Source organism: Legionella jamestowniensis (genome assembly GCF_001467745.1).
Classification (GTDB): Bacteria; Pseudomonadota; Gammaproteobacteria; order Legionellales; family Legionellaceae; genus Tatlockia; species Tatlockia jamestowniensis.
Genome location: NZ_LNYG01000013.1, coordinates 102,092 through 126,966, shown reverse-complemented (window position 1 = coordinate 126,966; position 24,875 = coordinate 102,092). Strand labels below are relative to the sequence as shown.

Sequence of the window (24,875 nt, the reverse complement as noted above, 5' to 3'; positions counted from 1 at the left end):
ATGCGAACTGCTACGGTCGTTGTATCTTGTTATAATCAAAAAAATTATATTGCTGAGGCGCTGGAGAGTGTTCTAAATCAACAAACGGACTTTGATTTTAATATTTTAATTTCTGACGATTGCTCTAGCGATGGTACTCAGGAAATTATTGCCCATTACCACTCACTATACCCTGAAAAAATTACAAAACTCTCACGCGATAAAAATATTGGCGCAGGAAGAAATTACATCGAATCGCATAAAATGGCTACGGGTGATATTGTTTTTCACCTAGACGGTGATGATATCATGTTACCCGGCAAGCTACAGAAACAATTTGATTTATTTAAAGATGAATCGGTGAATTTGGTTTTTCATCGTGCCCTTTATTTTTCCGATGACCTAAGTTATCAGGCAGAAACGGGTGTGCCTGTGTCTAATGCTGATATTTTGTATTTTGATGTAAAGGACTTGGCGCTCTGGGGCACAGTTGCGGTACACAGTTCTTATGCTTATCGGCGTTCTGCTCGCAAGGTAATGGATCCAAAACGGGATTTTATGGAATGGTTTTTTGCCATGGATTCTCTAATTCCGGAAGGGAAAGGGGCTTATATCAATGAAATATTGGTTAAATACCGTTGTAATCCAACTGGCGGGGCTTATTTAGCAAGCAAAGCAGGAAGACAGAAGGCTTATACTATTTATTTTAACGACTTGTCGCAATATTTTGATGCCTATCCAGCATTACGAAAGGAGCTATATACCAATTGCCTGGTAACCACATTGGCTATGATCAAAGGGGGGTGTGGCTATCCTAAAAACATTTTGGCTTTTCTGTTGCGAAAATTTTATTACTTACGACTGTCCAATTTTAAGAAAACACTGAGAATGCGATCCTCGGTGGCACCCGCTAAGAAAATCAGATGAGAACTATTCCGTATTCTGGATGAAATGGAGTGAAACCCGTGTTTCGGCCTTGTGGGCCCGCAGGCTACAAATATCTTCATCCTGAGCGCCCTAGCCCCTTTGGGGCAAACATCAGGAAAGACTTATGTCCTCCCGAACGAAGTAAGGGATCTCCTGGCATCATGGAGATGTCTCACTTCGTTCGACATGACGTATGTCATTGGGAGTGACGAAGGAGTCACCAAGACCTATGAGATCCTTCAAGCAGTTTGCGCTGCGTTCAGGATGACGTAATGAAAACGTCATTCTGAACGAAGTGAAGAATCTCTTCGATATGGATCGGTTCTGCTTGCAGAAGATCCTTCATGCGGCTTTGCCGCATTCTGGATGACGGGATGTAAAAAAACCAACACACGTCATTCTGAACAGAGTGAAGAATCCCACACGGTCACGCTTTGTCCGGGGAGATCAACTTTGTTAAAAAAACATTTTTTAGACATAGTTGATCTCCAAGTAACCTCTATAAAGCTTACCCGTTCAGAGCGATGCTAATCCCTCTGATGTTGAAGTTGTCTCTTTTTGCTTTCGAAATGATTTAACGTAATTTTGGACTGGTTTTTCAATAAAAGTATAACTAATGTAGGAAAGAACCAGGATAAGAGGAAATATAAGGCAGATTATAAAAAAGTTGGGTAGATGCAAAGACATCGAAATCGGCCGCAAAAGGGCTAATATCAATAGATGACATAAATAAGTGGAGTAAGACCAATTGCCAAGGTTTATTATCCACGAACTATTAAGTCGATGATTTAGCGAAAGGACTGCAGTAAAAATAAAAGCACAAGGCACACCACTTCGTAGATAGTGATGCCCAATGGGCGGCTCAAAACTAAATAGTAGCAAGGCTCCTATAATGAAAATAATCGCCATGGAATAATGAGTTTTTTGTATCCACCCTCGTTTCCATAAGCTATAAATCCCCATACCCAACAAGAATTCAAAAATAATTTTATTGGAATAGAATAAAAAATCATGACCTATTTTGGGTGTCACAAGGATTAATAGCAAAAGACCAACGGTGGTGGTTAGTAAGCGAAATTTAAAGGGAAAGAAGAGACTAAGTGCAAACATTAAATAGAAAACCATCTCGTAATTTAATGTCCATCCTATAGTCAGCAGGGGAAAAAATCCTATACCGGAAGGATTTTTTGCGGGTAAAAATAGAAGACTTTTTAAAAGAAACACGGGCTCAAAAGCGGTTAGTGGGATTAAATTCTTATAATTAACCACCAGAGTCGTAATAAGGAGAGTATAGAACCAATAAGCGGGGGCTAAGCGAGCCAGTCGCTGCACTATAAATTGCTTAAAATGAACTGTCTTTCCGGAAGTAGAATGATAGATAACAAAACCACTAATTATAAAAAAGAGATCCACCCCGTAGGCGCCATAATTTAAAAAAAATCGTGCTATCCAATTTGAGGCTGCAGAGCCAAAATAAAGTTGTACAAAATGGTGTAAGACAACCATCCATGCTGCCAGAGCCCTAAGGTATTGAATGGAATTTATCATACTACAACAGCAGGGAGCCCCTGTTTTTTTGCACTTTCAACACCAGGTTGATCAAAGGCATTAATATTCCAGATAACACTTTGAGCATAAATTTTGTGTTCATAAAGCGCGATGAGCTGCCCTAGAGTGAAAGGGGAACAATCCGCTAATTGAATATGATTGACTGGTTTATTACCAGGGATATAGCCATTGGGATTCTCTGGTTCATGTACGCCATGGGCCAATATCTGTCTTTTGGCTTCTGACATGGCGTTAATCAATTCGCTGTTAAAAGATTTCACGGTAACAAAGTCTGCGGCAACTTGATGTGTACCCTGGCAAAGCAACTGGTAATAACTGTGTTGGGCCTGGTTACCTAAACCTCCCCAAACAATGGGTCCTGTGGCATGGTTGACTGCTCGTCCATGTTTGTCGATAGATTTACCATTACTTTCCATGTCAAGTTGCTGGATATAGGGGACAAAATAGTCAAGTTGTTGGGTGTAGACAAGAATTAACAAATTATGAATATGCAAAAAATTATTATTCCAAATACCTGTTAATCCTAAAAGAACCGGTAAATTCGCAGAAAAAGCAGTGTCTCGAAAATGCTTGTCCATGCTATGAGCACCGGCAAGAATTTGTGAAAACTGATCATAACCAATGGCAATGGCAGTTATTAAGCTGATGGCCGAGCAAAGCGAATAGCGGCCACCGACCCACTCCCAAATGGGCAACACATGGCCAAATCCGCTTTCTTTTGCTTTGGTCACATTAGCAGTCACCGCAATAAAATGTTTGTCAATCTGGGTTGGGTGGTTAACCCAGGCCAATGCTTTTTTAGCATTGTATAACGTTTCTTTGGTGGTGAATGATTTGGAAGAAACAATAAATAGTGTTGTTTCGGGTTTTAGATGTTGGATAACATTGTCTAAGGCATAAGGGTCAACATCAGAGACAAAATGATAGCGTAAATGTTTTGCGGCAAGATTAGCTAACGCATGAATAGAAAAACGTGGGCCTAAATCGGAGCCGCCCATGCCAATGTTTACGATATCCGTGATTGGCTTGCCTGAGAAGCCTACCCACTCCCCATTTCTGATAGCATTCGAAATAGTTTTAATTTTTTCTCGCGTAGCGAAAATATCAGGCATGATATCCTGATTATTGACATGGATAGGCGTATTCTCCATAGTCCGCAAGGCCGTATGGAGTGCAGGCCTGTTCTCACTATTATTGACTAACCCCCCTTGCATTAATGCGTCAATTTTATTTTTTAAATCGCATTCTTCAGCTAAATGCACTAGCAGCTCTAACGTGGTGGCGTTTAAACGTTGATTGCTAAAATCAAGGTGAATATGGGAGGTTGATGCAGAAAGGGTGCTATTCCTTGCTGCAGATTGTTTTAAATCACCAATGGTTTTCAGGCGTATAGATTGAAGATGATTTTCTAATTCAATCCAGGAATTGAGTTCTGTTAGTTGCTTCATGCGAAATTTTTATAAAATTTTTCCATAAAAATACCATTAATAGGGCTTTAAATAAATAGTCAGGGACTTCATTGTATGTCAGCGAGTTATCTCCATTACTTCTGTGTCGAACTTAAAATGGTTTTCCTCGGTTTGGGCATGGCATTTTTTTGCCAGGCATCCTGAAAATAATTAAAAAAATATTTTTTAAAAAAAGTCTTATTTTCTTTATTTTTTTAGTATAATTCTCCGCTGTTTTTTTAGACTTGGTTGTAATGCGGATTATAAATTGAGCAGTAGGGTAATTTATGCGATTTTACCGAATAACGATTTACTCTCCTCTGAAGACAGTCAAAAAAAAGCAAAAAAATTAATTTATTTCTTTGATAAAGATCAGGATAAACGCATCTTAAAGCTATAAAAAAGTCTACATGCCGCGCTTTATGCGTGGAGTCCAACGCTTGCTTTTATAATGCAAGATTGTGGATGCCGTGCATAAAGCACGGCAGGTAGTCAAGAGGAAGCATTTTTGTGTTCAAAGGCAGATACGTTAGCCTTATTTAAGCTTTGAACAGGATTAGAATTCGGAGTCTCGTCATTGCGAGCGCTAGCGAAGCAATCCAGTAGCTTTGAACAAGAATCTGTTCTGGTTGCTTTATTTTGTCCGCAACGACGGCATAAAAATTTTGTCCTGTGAAGGGTATAAAGATTTAAAAATAGGCTTTCTTAATATTTTGTTAAGAATCATTGTGTAAACTTACAATCGAACAGCCTAAAATTGTTTATAATTAAATCAAGTTGTAGTCACCGAGAGCACCATGGAAGTTCATGGAATAGATGGTGGCTGCCATCTAAGGGAGAATTTAGTCATGCTAATTTTGACTCGGCGTATTGGTGAAACTTTAATCATCGGTGATGATGTAAATATCACTGTCTTGGGTGTTAAAGGTAATCAAGTGCGATTAGGTATTAATGCACCAAAAGATGTTTCTGTTCACCGTGAAGAAATTTACTTAAGAATTCAACAAGAAAAAGAAGCAACTGATAGCGAAGAGGCTGTGTAACCCCGGATTTAGTGCAGTCCTCCAGTCCCGAGTCCAAAAGGAGTTGGTCGCTCGGGACAATTTCCTATCATTTCATTTCACTTAACGAAGTATCCCCAGAAGCCAAGTGGTGAATCATACCTTGTTCATCAGCAAGGCATAATTGGCCAAACTCATTCACACCACAAGCCTTGCCCTTTATAGAACCAGTCGGTTGCTGGATAGTGACACATTTTCCATATAAATAATCAACTTTTTGCCACTCATCGAGAAACCCTTTAAACCCTGTGTTTAAAAATTTTTCAACATAACGTTGTAATTGAAAGATTAAGTGAGCTAAAAGTTTGTTCCTGTCATGGTATTGCCCGGTGATTTCATACAAAGAGCACCAGGGTTTTTCAGGTAAAAGGTAGTTTTGTGTCGCTGTATTAACATTCATGCCGATACCAATAATCACTTGGGAATTACCGTGGGTTTCTGCAATGATTTCTATCAAAATACCGCATAATTTTTTATCGTTCCACAAAAGGTCATTAGGCCATTTTAATAAGATTTCTTCATTAATTTGATTATCTTTTAAACTGGCTAGAATCGCTAGGGCGACAACTAAACTTAATCCGGATAGTTGAGACAAGTCACAATTTAATTCCCAACGGCTTGAGCAATAAATATTTTCACCAAATGGGGAAATCCAGTGACGCCCAAAGCGGCCACGCCCTCGGGTTTGCATCTCCGCACAGCAAATTTCCAACTCAGAACTGCTTGCTAAATTTTTTAAATATTGATTCGTAGAATCAACAATAGGGAATAAATGGAAATTAACCGGCTTTTTAAAAGAGCGGGCATTAAGGTATTCTTGAATGACAATACTATCAAGTAATTGCATGGGCGCAGTTAATTGATAGCCTTGCTGAGGCAAACGCTTAATGGGCAATCCCAAATCAATAAGTTGGCGAATATGTTTCCACACTGCTGTACGAGAAACGCCAAGCCATTCGCCGAGTGTGCTTCCGCTATGACAATCGCCATCGGCTAATAATTTTATCAGCTCTAACTGTAAGGGACTAAATGGTTTCATGGAAAATTAAAAAATGGCAATAAAGAGCTATTATACAGGGGATATTCGATTTGTTAGAGTGAAAAGGGTCGAAACTACCTCGACCCTTTCAAAAATAATGCATCAAGCACGACGCATTGATAAAGCAAGGAAAATATAAGTCCAGCCATCAACGATTAATTCAACGGCAATGAATAAACCAATGATCCATAATCCGCTTAAGGGCCAGTGCATTAAAATCATTACCCCCAGCGCTATTGCAATAATCCCTGCCAACAATAGCCATCCCCAACCTTTACTACCTCGAAGGGTAATCGCCATTACAAAGCGGCTTAAACCAATGATAATTAATACGGTTGCCAACATAGCGGTTATTAATGTCGAAGCAAGAAAAGGATCATAGATAATAAGGGCGCCGCCGATTAAGTAGAGTATAGCAATAAAGGCATGCCAGGCGACCGCTTTCCAACGGCGAGCTTTAAAAACATCCACGATTTGCAAAAAACCACCAATAATGAGCAAAACACCTAAGAAAAGCATGCTGGCGAGTGTTAGCCCAACAACCATTCCTAAACCAAGTCCCCCCAGAATAACAAATAGAATACCCAAGGTTAACAACCAGCCCCAATTACGGTTTAGCTCGCGAGGCTCTTCGAGTAGTACTGTTGCCATAAAACGTCCTTATTTAAGTGAATTCCCAATTAAATCATAAACAAAATTTACAAATCCTGCATTACGTTCGGTAAAAAATTGTTAAGATTTGTTTTTAAAGATTAACTACAATTGAAGCTCCATCGTGAGTTCTGCTCTAATCCTAAATTATGAATATCGGCAATAGGTGTGGCTTCTGGGATTTTATCTTTCCACCAATGTTGGGTATCCCAATGATCATAGTCATGCACCGTATAATTTAAGTCTTTTAATAACGGAACTCCTTTGTCTTGTAGTTTACTTCTTTCCTTGTCCGATTGTGCGATTTCACTGCAGCGAAGGATGTAAAAAGGGTTCTTGGGTACGGCTTTCATTGCGGCTTCAAAATAGGGGTGGGAATTTTCAGGCAGACCAAAAAACTTGATGGTGTCTCCCAGTAAGAAACAAGCTTTGCCTAAAATTAGTTTGAGTTTTTCATCGTTGGTGTCTTTGATGAGATTAATTAATTCTTTTAATTTTTGAGTGACATTACTTATTGCTACATAATTTTTTTCAGTGAAAGTCTTTAGCTCGTAATTTGCCTCAAAGATAGTCGGTAAAAGATTATAAATTTGATAGTCAATCTGTCGCATTAATCCTTTAGCCAAAATGGAGAGATAGGTCTTTTGCTCGCTAGAGTTTTTAAAATGGCATTTTTTCAGCAGATTTAAAGACTTAACAATGTCGCTAATAGTACAGTTTTCAATAGTGTGACTGCTGTCGCGCTCGATAAGTGCTTCGGCATATAAGCATCGTTGCACGGCAAGCGGTTTTTGATCACGCTCACCATCTAATAACAAAGCCATTTTTATAAATTCTATTCCTTCACGTGCTATTGTTGAAACTTGCCCCCAATTTTTTTGCTTCTTAAATGCCTTGGCTTCCTTCTCTTTGGCCATACTTTGCGTCTGAAAATAGTTCGCAAGTTTTTTAAGGTCTGCAATAAAAAAAGGGCTCCCTTTCTCAGCATTGATATAGAGCTGATAAGCTTCCTTATACCGTTCTTCGGCAACCAACAGGAAAAAAATTTGGGCCGTAAATTCTTTTTCAAGGTTGGAGTTCAATTGCGAAGCGAAGCGGATAGTGTCTAACTCCTCTGTCTCTTCGGTTAAATATTGCCTTGAAAGCGCGATGGCTAAAGGCGAATTTTTTTTAAGATAAAATAATAGTTGTGTTTTTGAGAAATGAGTAATTAAAAAATTAACTGCCTCAGTGATATCTTCAAGTTGTTCAATTAAACCGAAGGCAGCATCAAACTCTTTTTTTTCTAAATAAAAAAGTATAAAAAAGGTTTTATCCTGCATGCGAATATCCGGTGCAAAATGCAGTGCTTGCTCAACCGCATCTTTGGCATTCCTTGATAGATGGAATATTTTTTTTAAAAAATTGCTAACTCGAGAAGCTTGTTTTGAGGATTTAACTTCTTCCAAACAGCGATTCGCAACGGCGAAAGCATATTTACTGTTCTTTAGAAAAGCGTAACGTCCAGGGTGGTTTTTTAATTGTTGTACTGTTTCTGAAATTAACGCGTCATTTTGAGGGTCTAGTTTTGGGATTTCTGACCAATAGGCTAAATTTGCCCAAGTTTTTCCAAAACTATAATTTTCAAAAGACAGGGGAGGTTCTCCTTCAATATTAATAAACGGCTGAACATGGCTAACGTAAAATCCCATTAAGCTGTTCTGAAGAAGCTTAGTGGTTTCATTGTTACGCGGTGAACGCAAATGTGTTAAAAAGGACTCGGAAACAGGATGAAAAGGTAACAGCTCTATTTGATAGTTAGAAAACCCGTGGACATAACCATAGTAAGCATACTTCTGTAAGCCAAGTTGTATTTTTTCCAGTTGACAATGGTTACTAAACCCAAACCAACCTTTAAAGGTTTCAAAGGCAAATCTAAAGATACTTGTTGGCCTTACATTAAAACCATCAGTATAAAGATAAGTAGCTCTTGCCAGGCGCAGAGTTTCAGCTTCATAGTCCTTTTCATCATCAAGATAGAGCAAAACATCAGGATAAAATCCCAGGAAATGTCGTTTTTCTTCAGGTAATTGTAACAATGAGGAATAATTGATACGAGGCATAGCGTCAGAGTGTTCTAAAGATGAGCAATTGTATCATGTAATAATAACTTTTAAAGGGATGGGGATAAATTATAAACATACTTTTTAAAAATCCAGGGGATTAACGCGAATATAACGAATATGTTGAATACTTGACTCACAACATAAAGCGGCACTGCAATTAACCAGGGGCATAAATGGGATCATTTGCCAGTGTTTATGATGTTTTCTGTCCTCTATGCTAGTTTTAGTAGAGGGAAGGACTGGAACATTAAACGCTTTCGTGGGATAGGAAAGTCCCAGCCCACAGGCCTTAATTAATGCTTCTTTCTGCGACCAAATATGAAAGAAAGCTAAGGGTTGCATCCAAAAAGGAAGTTGCAAAAGCCCGGCAACTTCCATAGGCGAAAATACCGTTTTCGCCAACCCAAGGTAAGGACGTGCTGAAAAAAACTCAATATCGATACCTAAGGGAAACTGTTGTCCTATGGCCAAAAGTGCCAATTCACGCGAATGGGTTAAATTAAATTCCAGATTATAGTTAGTCTTAATGCCTGGTTTACCGTGAGGGCCATAAGTAAAGACAAGTTCCTTTGGTGACTGCCCAAGATAACGTCCAAGAATGGCACGCAGCATAGCGTGTGAGACAGCAAAGCGGCGCTGGTGGCGGGGGAAATGAAAACGCTGTGCCCGATGACGCTCATCCTCATCAAGAATCGACATTGCCCAATCAGGTAAATCCTTGAGTGAAAACTCCCAGATATCAATGCGATTCTGGTGTAGACTACATTCCTCAGCTGTCATGGGTAGAAATAAAGGCATAGAGGAAGTCTCTCTTGGTTTATTTTTTATGTAGTACGGCTACTTCAAGATGTCTACGTCCTGTGGCTTGTCCGCAGGCTCCAAATCTAGCCAGTTCACTGGATGCCGCGCATAAAGTGCTACATTGGACGGGCCATCGTATAATCTAGCAACTTATTTACTTTTTGATTTAAATTTAATCAAAAATACAATTTTTGTTCCCGTAAAATAGGCAGAACGGTAGCGTCAAAAAGCAGTTACGGGTATCATAGCGCATGAAATTAAATTCGTAAAATGAGTAACCAATGAGTCGACAATTTTTGGATTTCGAACAACCGATTGAAGAGCTAAATCAAAAAATTCAAGCATTGCGCATGGTTGGCAACGATAATGAAGTCAACTTGAGCGAAGAAATTGCACGCCTTGAGTCAAAATGTGAAGAATTAACGGCCCATATTTTTTCAAATCTGGAACCGTGGCAGATTGCACAAATGGCCCGCCATCCGCTTCGCCCTCAAACGACTGACTACATTGAAAATATTTTTACAGATTTTCAGGAGCTGCATGGCGATAGGCATTACTCCTCTGCACCGGCAATTATTGGTGGCTTAGCACGGTTAAATGGGGAGCCTGTCATGATTTTAGGCCACCAGAAAGGCAAAAAAACCAAAGAAAAAGTTTATCGAAACTTTGGAATGGCCCGTCCTGAAGAGTACCGTAAGGCGCTGCGATTAATGAAAATGGCCGAAAAATTCAAATTACCTATCTTTACTTTTATAGATACTGCGGGTGCCTATCCTGGTATTGGGGCGGAAGAGCGCAATCAGTCTGAGGCAATTGCCAGAAATCTCCTGGAAATGGCTAAGTTAAAAACCATTGTTATTTGTACAGTCACGGGTGAAGCTGGTTCAGGCGGCGCTTTGGCAATTGGGGTAGGGGATAGGGTTTTAATGCTCCAATATGGAATTTATTCTGTGATTTCGCCTGAAGGTTGCGCTTCAATTCTTTGGAAAGACGCCGCAAAGGCAAGTGAAGCTGCTCGAGCAATGGGCATTACGGCTGATAGAATTGTAGAGTCAGGACTGATTGATGAAGTGATTCCTGAGCCTCTGGGAGGGGCACACCGTAATGTTAACGAAATGTGTAAGCAGTTAAAAGAAGTGTTAACTGATGAACTACGAACATTAAAAACGTTTCCAATTACCGACCTTTTGCAACAACGGTATGAGAAATTTATGGCGATGGGGGCTTGTGACTAAGGGACTGCTTGATACCGAATTTTTAGAATATTTACGACGGTATAATCGTATATTTGTTGGCTACAGTGGAGGTTTAGACTCCACTGCTCTTCTTCATTCCCTCTCGACAAACCCGCAACTATTATCCAAGCTTACAGCGGTACACATTAATCACGGTCTTAGCCCTAATGCTTTACATTGGCAACAGCATTGTCAGTTATTTTGTAAGAAGCTTAAAATATCTCTCCTTATAAAAAGGGTCGATTTTAAACGGGACGCTAATATTGAAGATGCGGCTCGACGAGCAAGGTACGGCGTTTTTAGCCATTTACTCGAGAATGAGGATTGTTTAGTTCTGGGGCATCACTTAAATGATCAAGCAGAGACTATGCTGTTGCACCTTTTAAGGGGAACCGGTATTGATGGGTTAGCTGGAATGCCTTCCAGAAAGGTATTCGCCCGAGGAGAGATGCTGCGCCCCTTATTGTCCCATTCACGTAAGACATTGGAAGAGTATGCTAATTTCCATGGGCTAGCATGGATCAATGATGAAAGTAATGAAAATATAGCTTTTTCCCGCAATTTTTTAAGGCATCAGGTTATGCCATTGCTTGCTTCCCGCTGGCCACAAGTAGTTAATAGCCTTGTGCGTACAAGTAAGCATTGTCGACAAGCCCAAAAAAATCTTGAGGATTTGGCCAAAATTGACTGTCCTGAACTTAAGGGCAAATCCAATCAATTACCGCTTGATGGCCTTTCTACGTTAAACGAGGCGCGCCTAACCAATGTGTTGCGCGTTTGGCTTAAGGCCAATCAGGTGAAATTGCCACCTGCAGTAACTTTTGAAAGGCTAATCTTCGAAGTAATTAAGGCGAAACCGGATGCTAATCCTCAGGTTACCTGGGAAGATAATTGCGTTCGACGTTATCAGGATGTTTTGTATTTGGTAAAAGAGGTAGAAGTTCCTTACTCTTCATTAATATGGAATTCTTTTCCTAAACCCCTTAACCTGGGTGCCGACCTAGGTATTTTAAATGTATGTGTCAGCAAAAAGGGTTTAGTGGTGCCTGCTAAAAGCATTATTGAAGTACGGTTTCGACAGGGAGGAGAAACATTTGTTTGGCATGGTCAAACGAAAGAATTAAAAAAATTATTTCAGGAATGGCAAGTTCCGCCGTGGCTTCGTGCACGAATCCCTTTACTGTATATTAACCAACAGCTGGCATGTGTAGTGGGCTATGCTGTGAGTGATCAATTTTATGATGCGAATGTAAAAGTAGCCTATCAATTGTCAGTCAGTTAATTTTCAGAGTTTTATTATTAACTAATAGTTAACTATTGTTAACCAAATACCGCCTTTATTAAAAAAAAATTACCAATTAAAATTATCTTATACATAGTTCTCTGTGTGGGACAAAAATTTAGAATCCCGTCATTGCGAGCGAAGCGAAGCAATCTAGTCTGCTCTTTGAACAGAAATCTGTTCTGGATTGCTTCACGTTGTTCCCAATGACTCTATAAAAAAATTTCTCTTGAACGGAATAAACAGTGAGTGGTGAGGTAATTCGTATGATTTCAAAATTTCGCATTGCGTGGTTGTTAAGTTACATTTCTATCGCCTCTTTTTCAGCCGCGATCATTACGCCAGCTCTGCCCCAAATTCAATTGCAATTTGGTCTTGCCAATGGCCAGGTGGAGTGGGTGGTCTCTGCTTTTTTGGCAGGCTATGTGATAGGACAATTGATCTACGGCCCTTTGGCCAATCGTTGGGGGCGGGTGGGTGCTTTAAGGATTGGATTAAGTATTAATCTCCTTGGCCTTTTACTTTGCTTTTTCGGCCTTGCACAATCCAGCTTTTTGCTCTTAAGTACTGGGCGTCTGGTAAGTGCCTTAGGGGCTGCAAGTGGCTTGGCATGTACCTACATGCTCATCAACGAGTGGCTTCATGAAACTCAACGAGCGACAGCCATGGCTTACAGCATTTTGTCATTTACCATCGGTATTGGCTTGGCAGTGGCCTTAGGCAGCATCATTACTGAATATTGGCAGTGGTCTCTATGTTTTTTAGTGTTGTTGGGACATGGCATTATCATGCTTGGGGGAACCTGCTTGTTTCGTGAAACCTTAAAAGAAGCACAAGCCATTAACTGCAGCAAAATAATAACAAATTATTGCCAGGCTGTTTCCTCAGGAAAATTAATGGTGTTCTCCTTAGTCATCGGTTTATGTTCAGCAATGGGGTATTGTTTTTCTGCTGCTGGGCCGCAGATAGCAAACGATATTTTGCATCTTAGGGTGGTTGACTATGGGTCTTGGAATTTCCTTAATATGTTAGGCATGTTAATAGGAGGGCTTTGGGCAAAAGCTCTGGTAACTCGTCTCTCAGCACAAAAAATGATTGTAATTGGGCTCATTGGTAGCCTGGGGGGGATTGTCAGTCTCATAGTAATGCTAGAGCTTCACTCGTCTTCAGCAGGATGGTTCTTTTTTAGTACAATGAGTTTTTACATCTTCGGTGCATTATTATTTTCGGGAGGGTCAATACTCGCTTCAACTGCAATTAACGATAAAGCAAATGGTGCTGCAATGATGAGTTTTATTAACATGTTCAGTGCCACGATTGCTGTAATTGTGATGGGTTATGCCAGTGCCAATCCACTGAAAGCTTTTATTGATATTTTGTTGGGAATGTGGATTTTGGTTGTGGGGCTATTAGTATGGCATTACTATCATTCTTGTGAACAGAATAAGCAATTGCAAAAAGTATGGAAATAGGTAATAAACTTTAAGAAGGCAACCTGATTGTCGCGTATGAGCCAAGCAGGTTGCTTATGCAAGTTAAAATTAACATTCAGGATGATTGACTGCTAACCCACCCATGGAAGTCTCTTTATAAATGCTTTGCATGTCTTTACCAGTCTCTCTCATGGTTCGGATAACTTTATCTAAAGAAATTTGATGTTGGCCATCACCAATTAAAGCCATACGGGATGCATTCACTGCTTTCACAGCCCCCATGGCATTACGCTCAATACAAGGGATTTGTACCAACCCTAAAACCGGATCACAAGTCATGCCCAAATGGTGTTCCATTGCTATTTCTGCAGCATTTTCAATTTGCTCTATGGTGCCACCTAATACAGCCGTAAGGCCTGCAGCAGCCATAGAGGAGGCAACGCCCACTTCGCCCTGACAACCTACTTCGGCCCCGGAAATTGAAGCGCCTTCCTTATAAAGAATGCCGATAGCTGCAGCGGTTAGAAAATAGGTATAAATATCTTCTTTTTTCCAGCGATCATGAGCCTCCTGACAATACCGCAGGACAGCAGGAATAATACCCGCTGCCCCATTGGTGGGGGCAGTAACAATTCGCCCGCCGGCGGCATTTTCTTCATTGACGGCCATGGCAAATAGATTAAGTTTGTTCATAATGTCGGATTGCTCAAAAACACTGGGCACGCCGTTGTGTTCCATCAATTTTTTATAAAGATCAGGGGCTCTGCGTTTGAGATTTAAACCACCCGGCAAATTCCCTGGATGTTTGCAACCATTTTCAATGCACTCATCCATCACATTAGCAATCGCAAGAATACCTTCGTGAATCTCGTCAATATTTTTCCAGGCTAATTCATTAGCCATCATCAATTCTGCAATGGTCATCTTGTTTTCGCGACAAAGGGCTAAGAGCTGACGGGCAGTTTTAAAAGGGTAAGGAGAAGGGCTATTCTCACTGGAGGCGTTATCAAAGGCTTCTTCAGTGGTGATAAAACCTCCACCTATCGAGTAATAAACTTGCGCGAGCAATTGGGTGCCTGTTTTGTCGTAGGCAGTAAACCGCATCCCATTACTATGTTTGGGTAGTAATTCTTTTTGCAAGAACAAAAAATCAGTTTCTTCTGAGAAAAGAATAGTTTTTTCACCCGCCAGAGCAATTGATTTGGAAGTAATAATTTCTTCCATTCGGGGAACCATGCTTTCAGGAACTACTGTTTCGGGCGATTTACCCTCCAATCCATTAAGTATAGCCTTATCAGTGCCATGACCTTTTCCTGTCAGGGCTAATGAACCATAGAGTTCAATCTTCACACGTTCGGTGTTGTCAAATTTTTTTTCTTTAATGAGTAAATCCAAAAAAGCATTAGCTGCAAGCATGGGACCTACAGTATGTGAACTGGAAGGGCCGATGCCTATGGAAAATAGGTCAAATAAACTAATACTCATTCTAAGAACTCAGTGATTAAATTATGTCAATTTTAGAAGGAAATTTGCACACAAACAATATAAATGTGCCCCTTACTTAAAGATTAGTTGAAAATTGATAGGCTTTAGGGTTTTTTACCCTAGTAATTTTAATTAATTTTAGGCAGAATGGTTGGGCATTTTTGCACGTTCTATTCTGAACCAAAGACAAAAGGGGAATTGTTTATGAAGATGAGACTGGTTGCTGCAGCTGTCATAGGCTTGACAATGTCAACAGCAATTGTTGCCGCCGATGCATCAACACCGGCTACAACTACTACACCTGCTACTTCTGCACCTGCAACATCATTAAATAGCGACATGGATAAACTGTCTTACAGTATTGGTGCTGATTTAGGTAAAAATTTTAAAAAACAGGGTATTGATATTAATCCAGCAGCGATGGCTAAAGGTTTGCAAGATGGCATGACTGGTGGTCAATTACTGTTGACTGAACAGCAAATGAAAGATGTATTGAATAAATTTCAAAAAGATTTAATGGCTAAACGCAATGCCGAATTCAATAAAAAAGCTGAAGAAAATAAAGCAAAAGGCGAAGCTTTCTTAAATCAAAATAAAGCAAAAGATGGCGTAGTTACATTGCCCAGTGGTTTACAGTACAAGGTTCTCCAAAAGGGTGATGGTGCTAAACCTGCCAAGGAAGATACCGTTACTGTTGAATACACGGGTAAGTTAGTTGATGGTCAGGTTTTTGACAGCACTGAAAGAACGGGCAAACCTGCTACTTTCAAGGTGTCTCAAGTTATTCCTGGGTGGACTGAAGCGTTACAATTAATGCCTGCTGGCTCAACTTGGGAAGTATATGTCCCAGCTGATTTGGCTTATGGTCCTCGTAGTGTGGGTGGCCCCATCGGTCCAAATGAGACTTTAATTTTCAAAATTCATTTAATCTCTGTAAAAAAATCTGACGCTTAAGAACGTTAAGCTCCTGGCTTAGCCAGGAGCACGTTATTGAATTCTTAATCTTGTTTGTTTTTCAGCTATCCTTTTCACGCTATTCACAATTATATGGTTAGTGCCCCTAAGCTGTTCTTTTAGTAAATAATATTAAGAATTTAATCAATAGAATCTTTGCACAGAATAAGCATTTTAGAATTGCGTCATCGCGAGGCTAGCGAAACAATCTAGCTAGTACGACCTTTGAATTTGTTTTGGATTGCTTCTTTTGTTCGCAAAGGCAACATAAAAATGTGCTTGCAAAGCAATAGAATTGACACTTGAGTATTCTATGAATAAACGGTTGCTAATTATTTTTTTATTGGGATTTTCCTCAGGGCTTCCTCTGGCTTTAATCACAGGAACCCTGCAGGCCTGGTACGCTGATGTTGGAATGTCTGTATTGGCAACAGGCATGTTGAGTTTGATTAGCCTGCCTTATGCGTATCGCATTGCCTGGGGGCCACTGTTAGATCGCTATTCCTTGTTGCCCATAGGTAGACGACGAAGCTGGATGCTAATGATGCAGCTTGGTTTATTATTTGGTTTTAATGCACTGGCTTGGTTTTCGCCGCGGACATCGCCGGAAATAATGGCTGTCTTGGCTTTTTTATTGGCGTGTTTATCAGCCACGCAAGATGTGGCTATTGATGCGCATCGCGTGGAATATTTACCTTCCACAGAACATGGTTTAGGCGCCTCAATGGCTGTCTTTGGTTATCGTTTGGCACTTCTCATTGCAGGTGGCTTGGCTCTGGTGATTGCTAAGCATTTAGGGTGGGCATTCACTTACCGTCTCATGGGATGTTTAATGTTTATTGGTCTCTTTGCCACGCTATGGAGTGCAGAACCATCGGAAAAAACCATTAGCAATACCAGTTTTGTGAATGCTTTTGTTGCACCCATTAACGATTTATTAACGAGGCGAGGCATTGTTCCTTTGTTATTCTTCATTGTATTCTACAAATTAGGTGAGGCTTTTACCGCGACCACAAGTGGAATTGTAATGCCTTTTTTAATCCAGGGTGTTGGTTTTTCTTTAGACACTATTGGCTATGTCAATAAAATGATAGGCATTAGTTCCATTCTTTTAGGGGGATTAGCGGCTGGTGTCATTCTTTTGCGTTGCTCGCTCTTTAGTTCTTTGCTTGTATTTGGTTTAGTGCAAGCAGCAACGAATATTTTGTTTATCTTGTTGGCTATTGTGGGTAAGAATTTAATGTTATTTGCTGCTGCAGTCGTTTGTGATAATTTTGCAGCAGGTATGGGATCAACTGCGTTAGTTGCTTTATTTATGCGATTGGTGAATAAATCATTCACTGGAACTCAGTTTTCAATACTGGTAGCCGTGTCTACTTTACCCCGAATTTTTTCAGGGCCACTTGCCGCAATGTTACAAATGTGGCTTGGATGGATAGGACTGTATCAATTATCGTTTCTTCTTGCTTTAGGGTTTGTACCCTTTTTATTTATGATAAGAGAGCAAACCAAATCGGATAGCGAGATCAATTTTGCGAAGAAAGAAGCCATAAGGGTCGTTCATTAATTGCTTGTGGCATCCACGTGCAGTTGCACAATTAAAGATAGATATCGCTAATATCGATAGGATGGTAAGTATTCCACAGCTTTACAATTAAATTATCCAAATAGTTTGGAAAGGGGTGGTAACCGGACGTGTAATTATTTTCCAAGATTAATTGTGCGGATAAATTATGTGCATAAAAAATGGGATCAATAAAATGAAGTAGCGTTGGATGTTTGAGTGAAAAATTGATAGGCATGCGTGAACATAGCACGTTATCACCATGAAATTGCGGACCAATTTCATCAAGAGCCCCCATATTGGCTATAAATGCCTGCGGACAATCTGCTGCGCATAAATAGTCAGATAAAACATGGAGTTTACCCGTGGCGGTTACTATACAAAAGCTTCCTTTGGCACTTTCTTTAATCATTGCAAGTTGAGAGGTATGCAATGTTTTCACATTAAACGCCTTGGCTTTATCGAGTTGATTTTTGGATGAGTCCACGACAGTAATGTAGGGGGTTTCTTGCAATAAATACCTGACGATGCCACGCCCTACTTTTCCAAAACCAAAGAGGATGAAAGGTTTGTTTCTGATTGATTGACCAGTCTGTTCTTTAATTGAGCGAACAAAAGACTCACCTGTACCATACATCCCTTCCAGCATTTTTAAGTGGGACTCATCAACATTAATCACCGGGAAGGGGAGGTTCATTTTCTTATAGCGTTCACCACCACTTTGCGTTAATTCAACAATGCCTTGAGTAATTGTAACCTTTGGCATATCGACTACCTCAGCACAGCAATCAAGAGCGATATCAAACTCCCCTTTAATTTCGTTGTGGTTTTGGATATAGGGAATACCTATCTGGTTAAGAAGAGAAACAATCTTTCTATCAGGTAATTTAGCGATGCACTTTGTATGGGTAACTGTTAAATTTGCACCGGCAAGTAACAATGATTCCAGTTTCACTAACGTTTCATAGGTCAGCGGAATATTATGTAGCAAACGAATACCTGCTAGAGGTTTGCTTTTAAGCCATTGACTAGTTAAATCATTAAGTAGTTTAGCGGGGGCATCCGGGAAAATTTCCGAATTGTTTTGAAAAAGAAGCGAATAATCCTGGTGCTTTGGCATTTTTAATCCAAGAAAATAACAGCTTTAAAAAAGTAATTGTAGCCTGATTGGCACCTCTGCGACAATCGGGTTTATTTGCGTAAAATTACCGTCATCCTTCGCTATGTTCCAAGGACGTATGTCATGTCGAACGTAGTGAGACATCTCCTGATATAAAGCAGCTCCATCACTACATTCGGGATGACGGTCGTCTTTTTGATGTTTGCCACAGTGTGTGGTTGGATACTCAGGATGGTGTTGTTTAATAGGATGGTTGTTTAGAGAATAAAAGTCGTTGAAAGGTACAAGTTGCTATCAAAAGAGAAGGGCTGTTATCATTCTTTTGATGGTACCGAGGGTGGGACTCGAACCCACACGGTGTCACCACCACCGGATTTTGAATCCGGCGCGTCTACCAATTCCGCCACCCCGGCACAGGCGGCCATTATAGCAAAGAAATAGTTTGTTACAATGAAAAAGTTTAAAATTATTTAAGAAAAGTATTTAATTATAAATAGCAGTTGTCGACAATCCATTGACAGTACAAAAAGGAATGCGCATGAAAAAATTAACCGTAATGTCTATCGCATGGGTTTTGTCGCTATTGACAGGATTCTCCTATGCGGAGCATTGTCCGGATCCTGAAACTAGTTCATTAAAATGGGGTGTAATTCCAAAGCCCTGGGTTGAAAATCCTTTTTCTCCTCATCATGTTCAGGCGGATGTTTCAACTCGCTTTACCCGGGCGAATATTATGGTTGCAGGGGTAGGACGAGGAGTAGTATGCACTTACAAGAACTCCGTGGGATTTTATTCAATTTGGTGGCCAGTCAATGTTAAAATTCCTGCTCGTAGTGATTACAATTGGATTGAAACATTAGGAGGGTTTGTTTGTACGCAGTCAGTTAATGACTGTTGGTTTAAAACAGCCATACAATAATCGAATCCATCTAATCATAGCTTGTGCTATTTTTAATGTGAAGTGAGGCGTTTACAAATGAGGGTTATAAATTTCGTTACAAGAACATTGAAAAAGTAGGTCTCTAATAGTTTAACCTAAACCAGAAAAATTAAGACGATAAAAAGTGATTAATTTATATAAAAAAATCAAGAAAGGTTTAAAAAAGACTATTTTTATTCAAACCAACGTAGGTTGGTCTACGGAATTGTATTATTCAAGCTTTAGATACTTTTGGACTACTGAGGCAATAAAGTCTCAATATCCCCTCGGATTTTTTTAAAAGAAGCCATCGGTAAATATTGTTTTACGACATTCCCCTGAGTGTCAACCAGAAATTTTGTAAAATTCCAGGGAACAAATTTTAAAGGTTTTTTCTGAATGTTTTTTGCGATGTATTCGTAAAGAGGGGCCCGTTTTGCACCTTTCACATCAATTTTGGCAAATAAGGGGAAGGTGACGTTATAACAACTTTCTGCAAATGCTTTGATTTCCTCATGACTTCCGGGTTCTTGATGAAAAAATTGATTGCAGGGAAATCCAATGACACTAAATCCTTTTTCCTTGTAGTCTTTGTGAAGTGTTTCCAATTCTTTGTATTGCGGTGTGAAACCGCAACGACTGGCGACGTTCACAATGAGCATGACCTGATTTTGGTAAGGTTTTAAAGTGGTCTCGTTCCCATCCATGGTCTCGACGGGCACTTCATAAATCGAATGATAGTTGTTGTCCATTGCAAATACTCCTGTTCGTTGCACTTGTATTTTTTACAAACGATTTTCAGTGATCTTTATCATCATTTCCAATGCTTTTTTGGCATTTTCAATAATCCACTGTTGGTCGTTTTCTTTCAAGCGCTGGCGTGAACCTGTAAATTCATTAACTAAATCACCAGCTTTCACTTCGTTATAGGCCATGCTTTTCCCCTGACGTAAAAGGTCGAGTAAGGCCACCAAATGCGGTGGATCATTACGTGACATAGTTGCACAACCGCAACCCATCCCTTTTTGATCATCTTTTTTAGGTGCTTCAGCTAAATTAACGACATCAATACCAAGGGACTTACAATGTTGCTTCACGTTTTCGACCATATGGTTTTCCGTACCGATGGCGTATTTCTTATTTCCAGCCCTGTCATTGACGACGTAGTCCCAAATAAAAGCCGTTGAACCTGCGTGTTGTGCAACGCGAATAACATCATTGCGACATTCAGGATGCACCACTGTCGTGTATCCAAGACTATGCCAATATTCACACATGTATGGCTGATAGTGTGTGTGGACTGCACACTCACTGGAAAATAAAATTAACTCCGCTTTATCGAACTGCGCGAGTGTTTTATCATCCTGCGCCAGCAAAGAATATTGGGCACCGGCCGTACCCCCTGGCCAATAAGCTAAATTTTGTATGCCCAGCCAATAAGCAATATTTTCACCCATATGACGATCAGGAATAAATAATATTTTTTTATGTTGTTGGCGAGCCCATTGGAAGATTTTTTTGACATTGGAACTGGTACATACGGCACCGCCTTGAGCACCGGTCATTGCTTTTACACGGCCTGAGGTATTCATATAACAAACCGGTAAAATGTTTTCAGCTCCATACCTTTCATTAAGATCTAAAAAAGCAGGTTCCACCATAAAATCTTTGGCGAGCATTTCCATGGTGCATCCGGACTTCGGATTGGTAATGTAAACTTGCTGATGCTGATTGGCTAAAATAGCAATGGACTCTGCCATAAAGTGAACAGCCGATTCAATGATGACCGATTTTTCAGGATGATGGGCCGCCATGAGTGCTAATTGATAAGAATCGCCAATCTGTCCGCCAAATTGCTCCACAAGTCGTACAATGTCACCGCCCATGTAATAATGAGCCAGTAAGAGAAGCTTGTCGCCAAAATGACTTTGTGCCTTTTTTACATAAGGTGCCATCCAGGCTAAAACGGTCGTCAATTTACGATCGGGTAAAGCAAGATATTCCTCAGCATAAGGAATAAAATCTTCCTGATACCAATCCAGCGGATAATCAGTTTGACAAATCGTCATGTCGTTTGTAACCCGCATTAATGTTTTTTCAGGTTGAAAAGTGGAATGGTTTTCAAACATCCAAGGGTACCTCAAAACTAAATAAAAGAATTTTGCGGCGAGGTTAATCTGGCAATACTTTCCTCGGCTTTTACATTTTTTTGAGGGAAATCCTCACGAAAATGTCCTCCACGCGATTCCCTTCTTGACAGTGCTGCCCGAACAATCAATTCCGCGTTCAATACAATATTCCGTAGCTCAATAAAATCACGAGTAATACAATGCTTCCAGTAGTATTCTTCGATAATTTTCTTTCGTTTCATGATTAATTGTAGTAGATCTTCCAACCCCGCTTCAGTACGGACGATGCCTGCGTAAGAAGTCATTTCCCCCCGAAGTCCACGCCAATGGGCATTAATCTGACTGGCTCGCCTTGGATTTACCTCGCCGGGGGAGTTCCAGTTAGGGATGTTTTCAATGATTTTTGAAGGGGTTGTAATATCCTTTAACGTGCATCTGGCCGCGTTACTGGCCATCACGAGCGCTTCCAACAAGGAATTACTGGCTAATCGATTGGCTCCATGAAGACCTGTAAATGCGACCTCACCGATAGCATATAAACGCTTTAAGTCGGTACGCCCATCGACATCGGTTAGTACGCCGCCACATTGGTAATGCGCTGCTGGAACGACGGGTATCATATCCTGGCTCATATCTATGCCAATAGATAGCAAGGTGGTATAAATTTGTGGGAAACGCTTTTTTAGAAATGCTTTCGGCTGATGGGTAATATCCAGATAAACAAACCCATGTTGTCCGTGTTCTATTTCACTAAAAATAGAGCGGGCAACAACGTCGCGCGTGGCTAGCTCCATCGCTTCGGGCGCATAACGTTTCATAAACCGTTCATTGGTGTCGGGATTTTTTAACAAGGCCCCTTCACCACGTACCGCTTCAGAAATTAAAAAATTGTTTAGTGAATGATGGTGTAACAGGGTGGGATGAAATTGGTAAAATTCCATATTACCTACTCGTGCACCGGCACGATAGGCCATTGCTACGCCGTCACCCGTTGCTATCATTGGATTAGTGGTGTAACGATAGGTTTTGCCAGCACCGCCTGTGGCAAGAATTATACAGCGCGCGGCAAAAGTATGTATGCAGTTTTGCTGGCAATCTAAGATATAGGCACCAAGGACTTCACCTTGAATATCGGTTCGATGAGGATGGTAGTGGGTAATCAAATTAACAGCGACATGATGTTCAAAAAATCTAATTTGAGGATGACGTTTGGCGATTTCCAATAAAGTTTGCGTGACAGTAAGGCCGGTCTGATCGCCACTATTGAATATGCGCCGATGAGAGTGCCCCCCTTCCTGGGCAAGGGCAAACTCGCCATCGGACTGCCGGGTAAAATTAACCTGATAATTAATTAACTCTTCGATGGCTTGAGGGGCTTGGCGAATAATAAACTCAACAGCAGGTTGATAACATAATCCGTCTCCCGCATACAGGGTATCGGAAATATGAGATTCAAGAGAGTCATCCTTAGCAACGGCTGCAGCGATTCCCCCCTGAGCATAACGGCTATTGCATTCAGAGCTTTCAGCCTTGCTGATGAGGGCGATTTTTACATGCGGCTGTAATTTTAACAATTGAAGGCAGTAGTTTAGTCCTGCTAGCCCCGTGCCTAAGACTAGAACATCAAATTCAAGCATCTGTCCTTGTTGTGATAATTGGCTCATGAAAATGCTTTTACCAGTTGCGCTGCTAAGCCTGTATACCTTTCCGGTGTTAGATTCAGCAATTGCTTTTTAACTTCTTCTGGAATGGCGAGTGATTTAATAAACTCTTTCAAACTATCTTTATCAATCCCTTGTCCACGTGTTAAATTTTTTAATTGCTCATAGGCGTTGGGTAAGTTATAGCGTCTCATCACAGTTTGAATAGCTTCGGCCAGGACCTCCCAACTTGAATCCAAATCAGCTTTTAAAGCTGCCTTGTTAATTTGAAGTTTGTCATTGCCTTTGGTAATCGCTTGAAAAGCAATCAGTGTATAAGCGAAAGCGACCCCTATATTTCTTAACACGGTAGAGTCTGACAAGTCGCGTTGCATTCTTGACTGGGTGAGTTTATTGGCAAAATGATTAAAAAGGGCATTTGCCAAACCCAGATTACCTTCGGCATTTTCAAAATCAATGGGATTGACTTTATGGGGCATCGTGGATGAACCAACTTCACCTTCTACCGTTTTTTGCTTAAAGTAATTCAAGGAAATATAAGTCCAAATATCACGAGTATAGTCCAACAAGATGTTGTTAATACGAGTCATGATGTGGGAGACTTCAGCTAGCCCATCGTGTGGCTCAATTTGTGTCGTATAGGCACTAAAAGATAATCCTAGTGAGCTGACAAAATTTGCACAGTGCTTGCGCCAATCGACATCCGGATAAGCCACTATATGGGCATTATAGTTACCCACGGCGCCGTTGCATTTTGCCGGGATGAGAACTTCTGCCAGCTGCTGCTGCGGCCGTTTTAATCGTGCGACAAAATTGACTAATTCTTTTCCGATTGTAGTAGGGGTCGCCGGTTGCCCATGAGTTCTTGACAACATGGCGATGTCACCGTGCTGTTTACCGAGCATGGTGATACTACCCATGATTTCAGCCAGGGTAGGCTGAATGACCTGGGCAATAGCTTCTTTCACCATCAAGGCATAGGCTAAATTGTTAATATCTTCGGAGGTGCAGGCAAAATGGATAAAGGGGGTATATTTTCGTAAGCTTTCAAATTGCTCCAATTTTTCCTGCAGATAATATTCAACAGCCTTGACGTCATGGTTGGTTTTCTTTTCATACTCTTTAACTTTTTCCGCTTCAGCCTCATTAAAATTAACCAAAATTTCGGTCAAATAAACTTTCGCTGCATTGTCCAGTTGAGGAACTTCAGTAATGGTCTTATTGGCTGCCAAGGCTTCAAGCCAACGAATTTCAACCATTAGTCGATAGTAGGTAAGCGCAAACTCACTAAAATAGGGACTTAAGGGAGTTGTTTTTTTTAAATAGCGACCGTCAATCGGTGAAATAGCATTTAAAGGGGATAGGCTCATGGTAAACATCGTCACAATCGTAAAGCGCATATAATATTAGATGCGGCGCCAGATGTGAATTAAAACTGGTATTAAATGCAATTTTAATACAATTTTTGGGTTAGATTCCCGGTTGCAAGCAACTATCTCTTGGTCACAGCTCT

General features: G+C 40.5%; 20 protein-coding genes and 1 tRNA gene. 8 read left to right on the top strand and 13 right to left on the bottom strand.

Features of this window, described 5'->3' with window-relative positions; genetic code table 11:
• Complete coding sequence (locus Ljam_RS05005) at nt 1-906, top strand: glycosyltransferase (RefSeq protein ID WP_058449031.1); 906 nt, start codon at nt 1-3, stop codon at nt 904-906.
• 516 nt (nt 907-1,422) lie between these two features.
• Here Ljam_RS05005 and Ljam_RS04995 read toward each other — a convergent pair.
• Together Ljam_RS04995 and pgi are read right to left on the bottom strand one after the other, a co-directional pair.
• Nucleotides 1,423-2,454, bottom strand: coding sequence for an acyltransferase family protein (locus tag Ljam_RS04995; protein WP_058449029.1), 1,032 nt, complete (start codon nt 2,452-2,454; stop codon nt 1,423-1,425).
• Nucleotides 2,451-3,923 (bottom strand): glucose-6-phosphate isomerase, encoded by a 1,473-nt coding sequence (gene pgi / locus Ljam_RS04990; protein WP_058449028.1) that lies wholly within the window; start codon nt 3,921-3,923, stop codon nt 2,451-2,453. The genes Ljam_RS04995 and pgi overlap by 4 nt, the downstream gene beginning before the upstream one ends.
• 848 nt (nt 3,924-4,771) lie before the next feature.
• Between pgi and csrA the strand changes: the two genes are divergently transcribed.
• On the top strand, nt 4,772-4,966 hold the full coding sequence (csrA, locus tag Ljam_RS04985; RefSeq protein ID WP_058449027.1) for a carbon storage regulator CsrA: 195 nt from the start codon (nt 4,772-4,774) through the stop codon (nt 4,964-4,966).
• 67 nt (nt 4,967-5,033) lie between these two features.
• On the opposite strand, the gene birA is transcribed toward csrA, so the two are convergent.
• From birA to Ljam_RS04965, 4 genes are all read right to left on the bottom strand, one after another.
• The gene (gene birA, locus Ljam_RS04980) at nt 5,034-6,023 is read right to left on the bottom strand and encodes a bifunctional biotin--[acetyl-CoA-carboxylase] ligase/biotin operon repressor BirA (RefSeq protein WP_058449026.1); all 990 of its coding nucleotides are present in this window, start codon (nt 6,021-6,023) and stop codon (nt 5,034-5,036) included.
• Between the two features lie 102 nt (nt 6,024-6,125).
• Entirely contained in the window at nt 6,126-6,674 is a 549-nt protein-coding gene (locus Ljam_RS04975) for an HdeD family acid-resistance protein (protein ID WP_058449025.1), read from the bottom strand.
• A 101-nt stretch (nt 6,675-6,775) separates the two neighbouring features.
• On the bottom strand, nt 6,776-8,776 hold the full coding sequence (locus Ljam_RS04970; RefSeq protein ID WP_058449024.1) for a hypothetical protein: 2,001 nt from the start codon (nt 8,774-8,776) through the stop codon (nt 6,776-6,778).
• 84 nt (nt 8,777-8,860) lie between these two features.
• Nucleotides 8,861-9,577 (bottom strand): 4'-phosphopantetheinyl transferase family protein, encoded by a 717-nt coding sequence (locus Ljam_RS04965; protein WP_058449023.1) that lies wholly within the window; start codon nt 9,575-9,577, stop codon nt 8,861-8,863.
• A gap of 284 nt (nt 9,578-9,861) precedes the next feature.
• Between Ljam_RS04965 and Ljam_RS04960 the strand changes: the two genes are divergently transcribed.
• The 3 genes from Ljam_RS04960 (at nt 9,862) to Ljam_RS04950 (ending at nt 13,569) form a co-directional block, all read left to right on the top strand.
• Complete coding sequence (locus Ljam_RS04960) at nt 9,862-10,815, top strand: acetyl-CoA carboxylase carboxyltransferase subunit alpha (protein WP_058449022.1); 954 nt, start codon at nt 9,862-9,864, stop codon at nt 10,813-10,815.
• Nucleotides 10,808-12,097 (top strand): tRNA lysidine(34) synthetase TilS, encoded by a 1,290-nt coding sequence (gene tilS / locus Ljam_RS04955; RefSeq protein ID WP_176713860.1) that lies wholly within the window; start codon nt 10,808-10,810, stop codon nt 12,095-12,097. Before Ljam_RS04960 ends, tilS begins: the two co-directional genes overlap by 8 nt.
• Nucleotides 12,098-12,363: 266 nt before the next feature.
• The gene (locus Ljam_RS04950; RefSeq protein WP_058450744.1) at nt 12,364-13,569 is read left to right on the top strand and encodes an MFS transporter; all 1,206 of its coding nucleotides are present in this window, start codon (nt 12,364-12,366) and stop codon (nt 13,567-13,569) included.
• 69 nt (nt 13,570-13,638) lie between these two features.
• Here the strand turns inward: Ljam_RS04950 and Ljam_RS04945 are convergent, their stop codons facing one another.
• Nucleotides 13,639-15,015, bottom strand: a complete 1,377-nt coding sequence (locus Ljam_RS04945) for an L-serine ammonia-lyase (protein WP_058449020.1) — start codon at nt 15,013-15,015, stop codon at nt 13,639-13,641.
• A gap of 204 nt (nt 15,016-15,219) precedes the next feature.
• On the opposite strand from Ljam_RS04945, the gene Ljam_RS04940 reads away from it, so the two are divergent.
• Both Ljam_RS04940 and Ljam_RS04935 read left to right on the top strand, forming a co-directional pair.
• Nucleotides 15,220-15,969, top strand: a complete 750-nt coding sequence (locus tag Ljam_RS04940; protein ID WP_058449019.1) for a BamJ family beta-barrel-assembly machinery protein — start codon at nt 15,220-15,222, stop codon at nt 15,967-15,969.
• A gap of 313 nt (nt 15,970-16,282) precedes the next feature.
• Nucleotides 16,283-17,536, top strand: a complete 1,254-nt coding sequence (locus Ljam_RS04935; protein ID WP_058449018.1) for an AmpG family muropeptide MFS transporter — start codon at nt 16,283-16,285, stop codon at nt 17,534-17,536.
• Between the two features lie 31 nt (nt 17,537-17,567).
• Here the strand turns inward: Ljam_RS04935 and Ljam_RS04930 are convergent, their stop codons facing one another.
• Both Ljam_RS04930 and Ljam_RS04925 read right to left on the bottom strand, forming a co-directional pair.
• A complete protein-coding gene (locus tag Ljam_RS04930) occupies nt 17,568-18,653 on the bottom strand; it encodes a Rossmann-fold NAD(P)-binding domain-containing protein (RefSeq protein WP_058449017.1) in 1,086 nt (361 codons plus the stop codon).
• Nucleotides 18,654-18,979: 326 nt separating this feature from the next.
• A tRNA-Leu gene (locus tag Ljam_RS04925) sits at nt 18,980-19,066 on the bottom strand.
• 125 nt (nt 19,067-19,191) lie between these two features.
• Between Ljam_RS04925 and Ljam_RS04920 the strand changes: the two genes are divergently transcribed.
• Nucleotides 19,192-19,572: a DUF3757 domain-containing protein gene (locus Ljam_RS04920; RefSeq protein ID WP_058449016.1), complete on the top strand. Its 381-nt coding sequence runs from the start codon at nt 19,192-19,194 to the stop codon at nt 19,570-19,572.
• Nucleotides 19,573-19,829: 257 nt separating this feature from the next.
• Here the strand turns inward: Ljam_RS04920 and Ljam_RS04915 are convergent, their stop codons facing one another.
• From Ljam_RS04915 to purB, 4 genes are read right to left on the bottom strand one after another with little or no spacing between them, the layout of a single operon-like run.
• A complete protein-coding gene (locus Ljam_RS04915) occupies nt 19,830-20,324 on the bottom strand; it encodes a glutathione peroxidase (protein WP_058449015.1) in 495 nt (164 codons plus the stop codon).
• Nucleotides 20,325-20,357: 33 nt separating this feature from the next.
• Nucleotides 20,358-21,701: a quinolinate synthase NadA gene (gene nadA / locus Ljam_RS04910; RefSeq protein WP_058449014.1), complete on the bottom strand. Its 1,344-nt coding sequence runs from the start codon at nt 21,699-21,701 to the stop codon at nt 20,358-20,360.
• Between the two features lie 17 nt (nt 21,702-21,718).
• Nucleotides 21,719-23,365: an L-aspartate oxidase gene (gene nadB, locus Ljam_RS04905; RefSeq protein ID WP_058449013.1), complete on the bottom strand. Its 1,647-nt coding sequence runs from the start codon at nt 23,363-23,365 to the stop codon at nt 21,719-21,721.
• Nucleotides 23,362-24,732, bottom strand: a complete 1,371-nt coding sequence (gene purB, locus Ljam_RS04900; RefSeq protein ID WP_058450743.1) for an adenylosuccinate lyase — start codon at nt 24,730-24,732, stop codon at nt 23,362-23,364. Before purB ends, nadB begins: the two co-directional genes overlap by 4 nt.
• Nucleotides 24,733-24,875 lie beyond the last annotated feature (143 nt).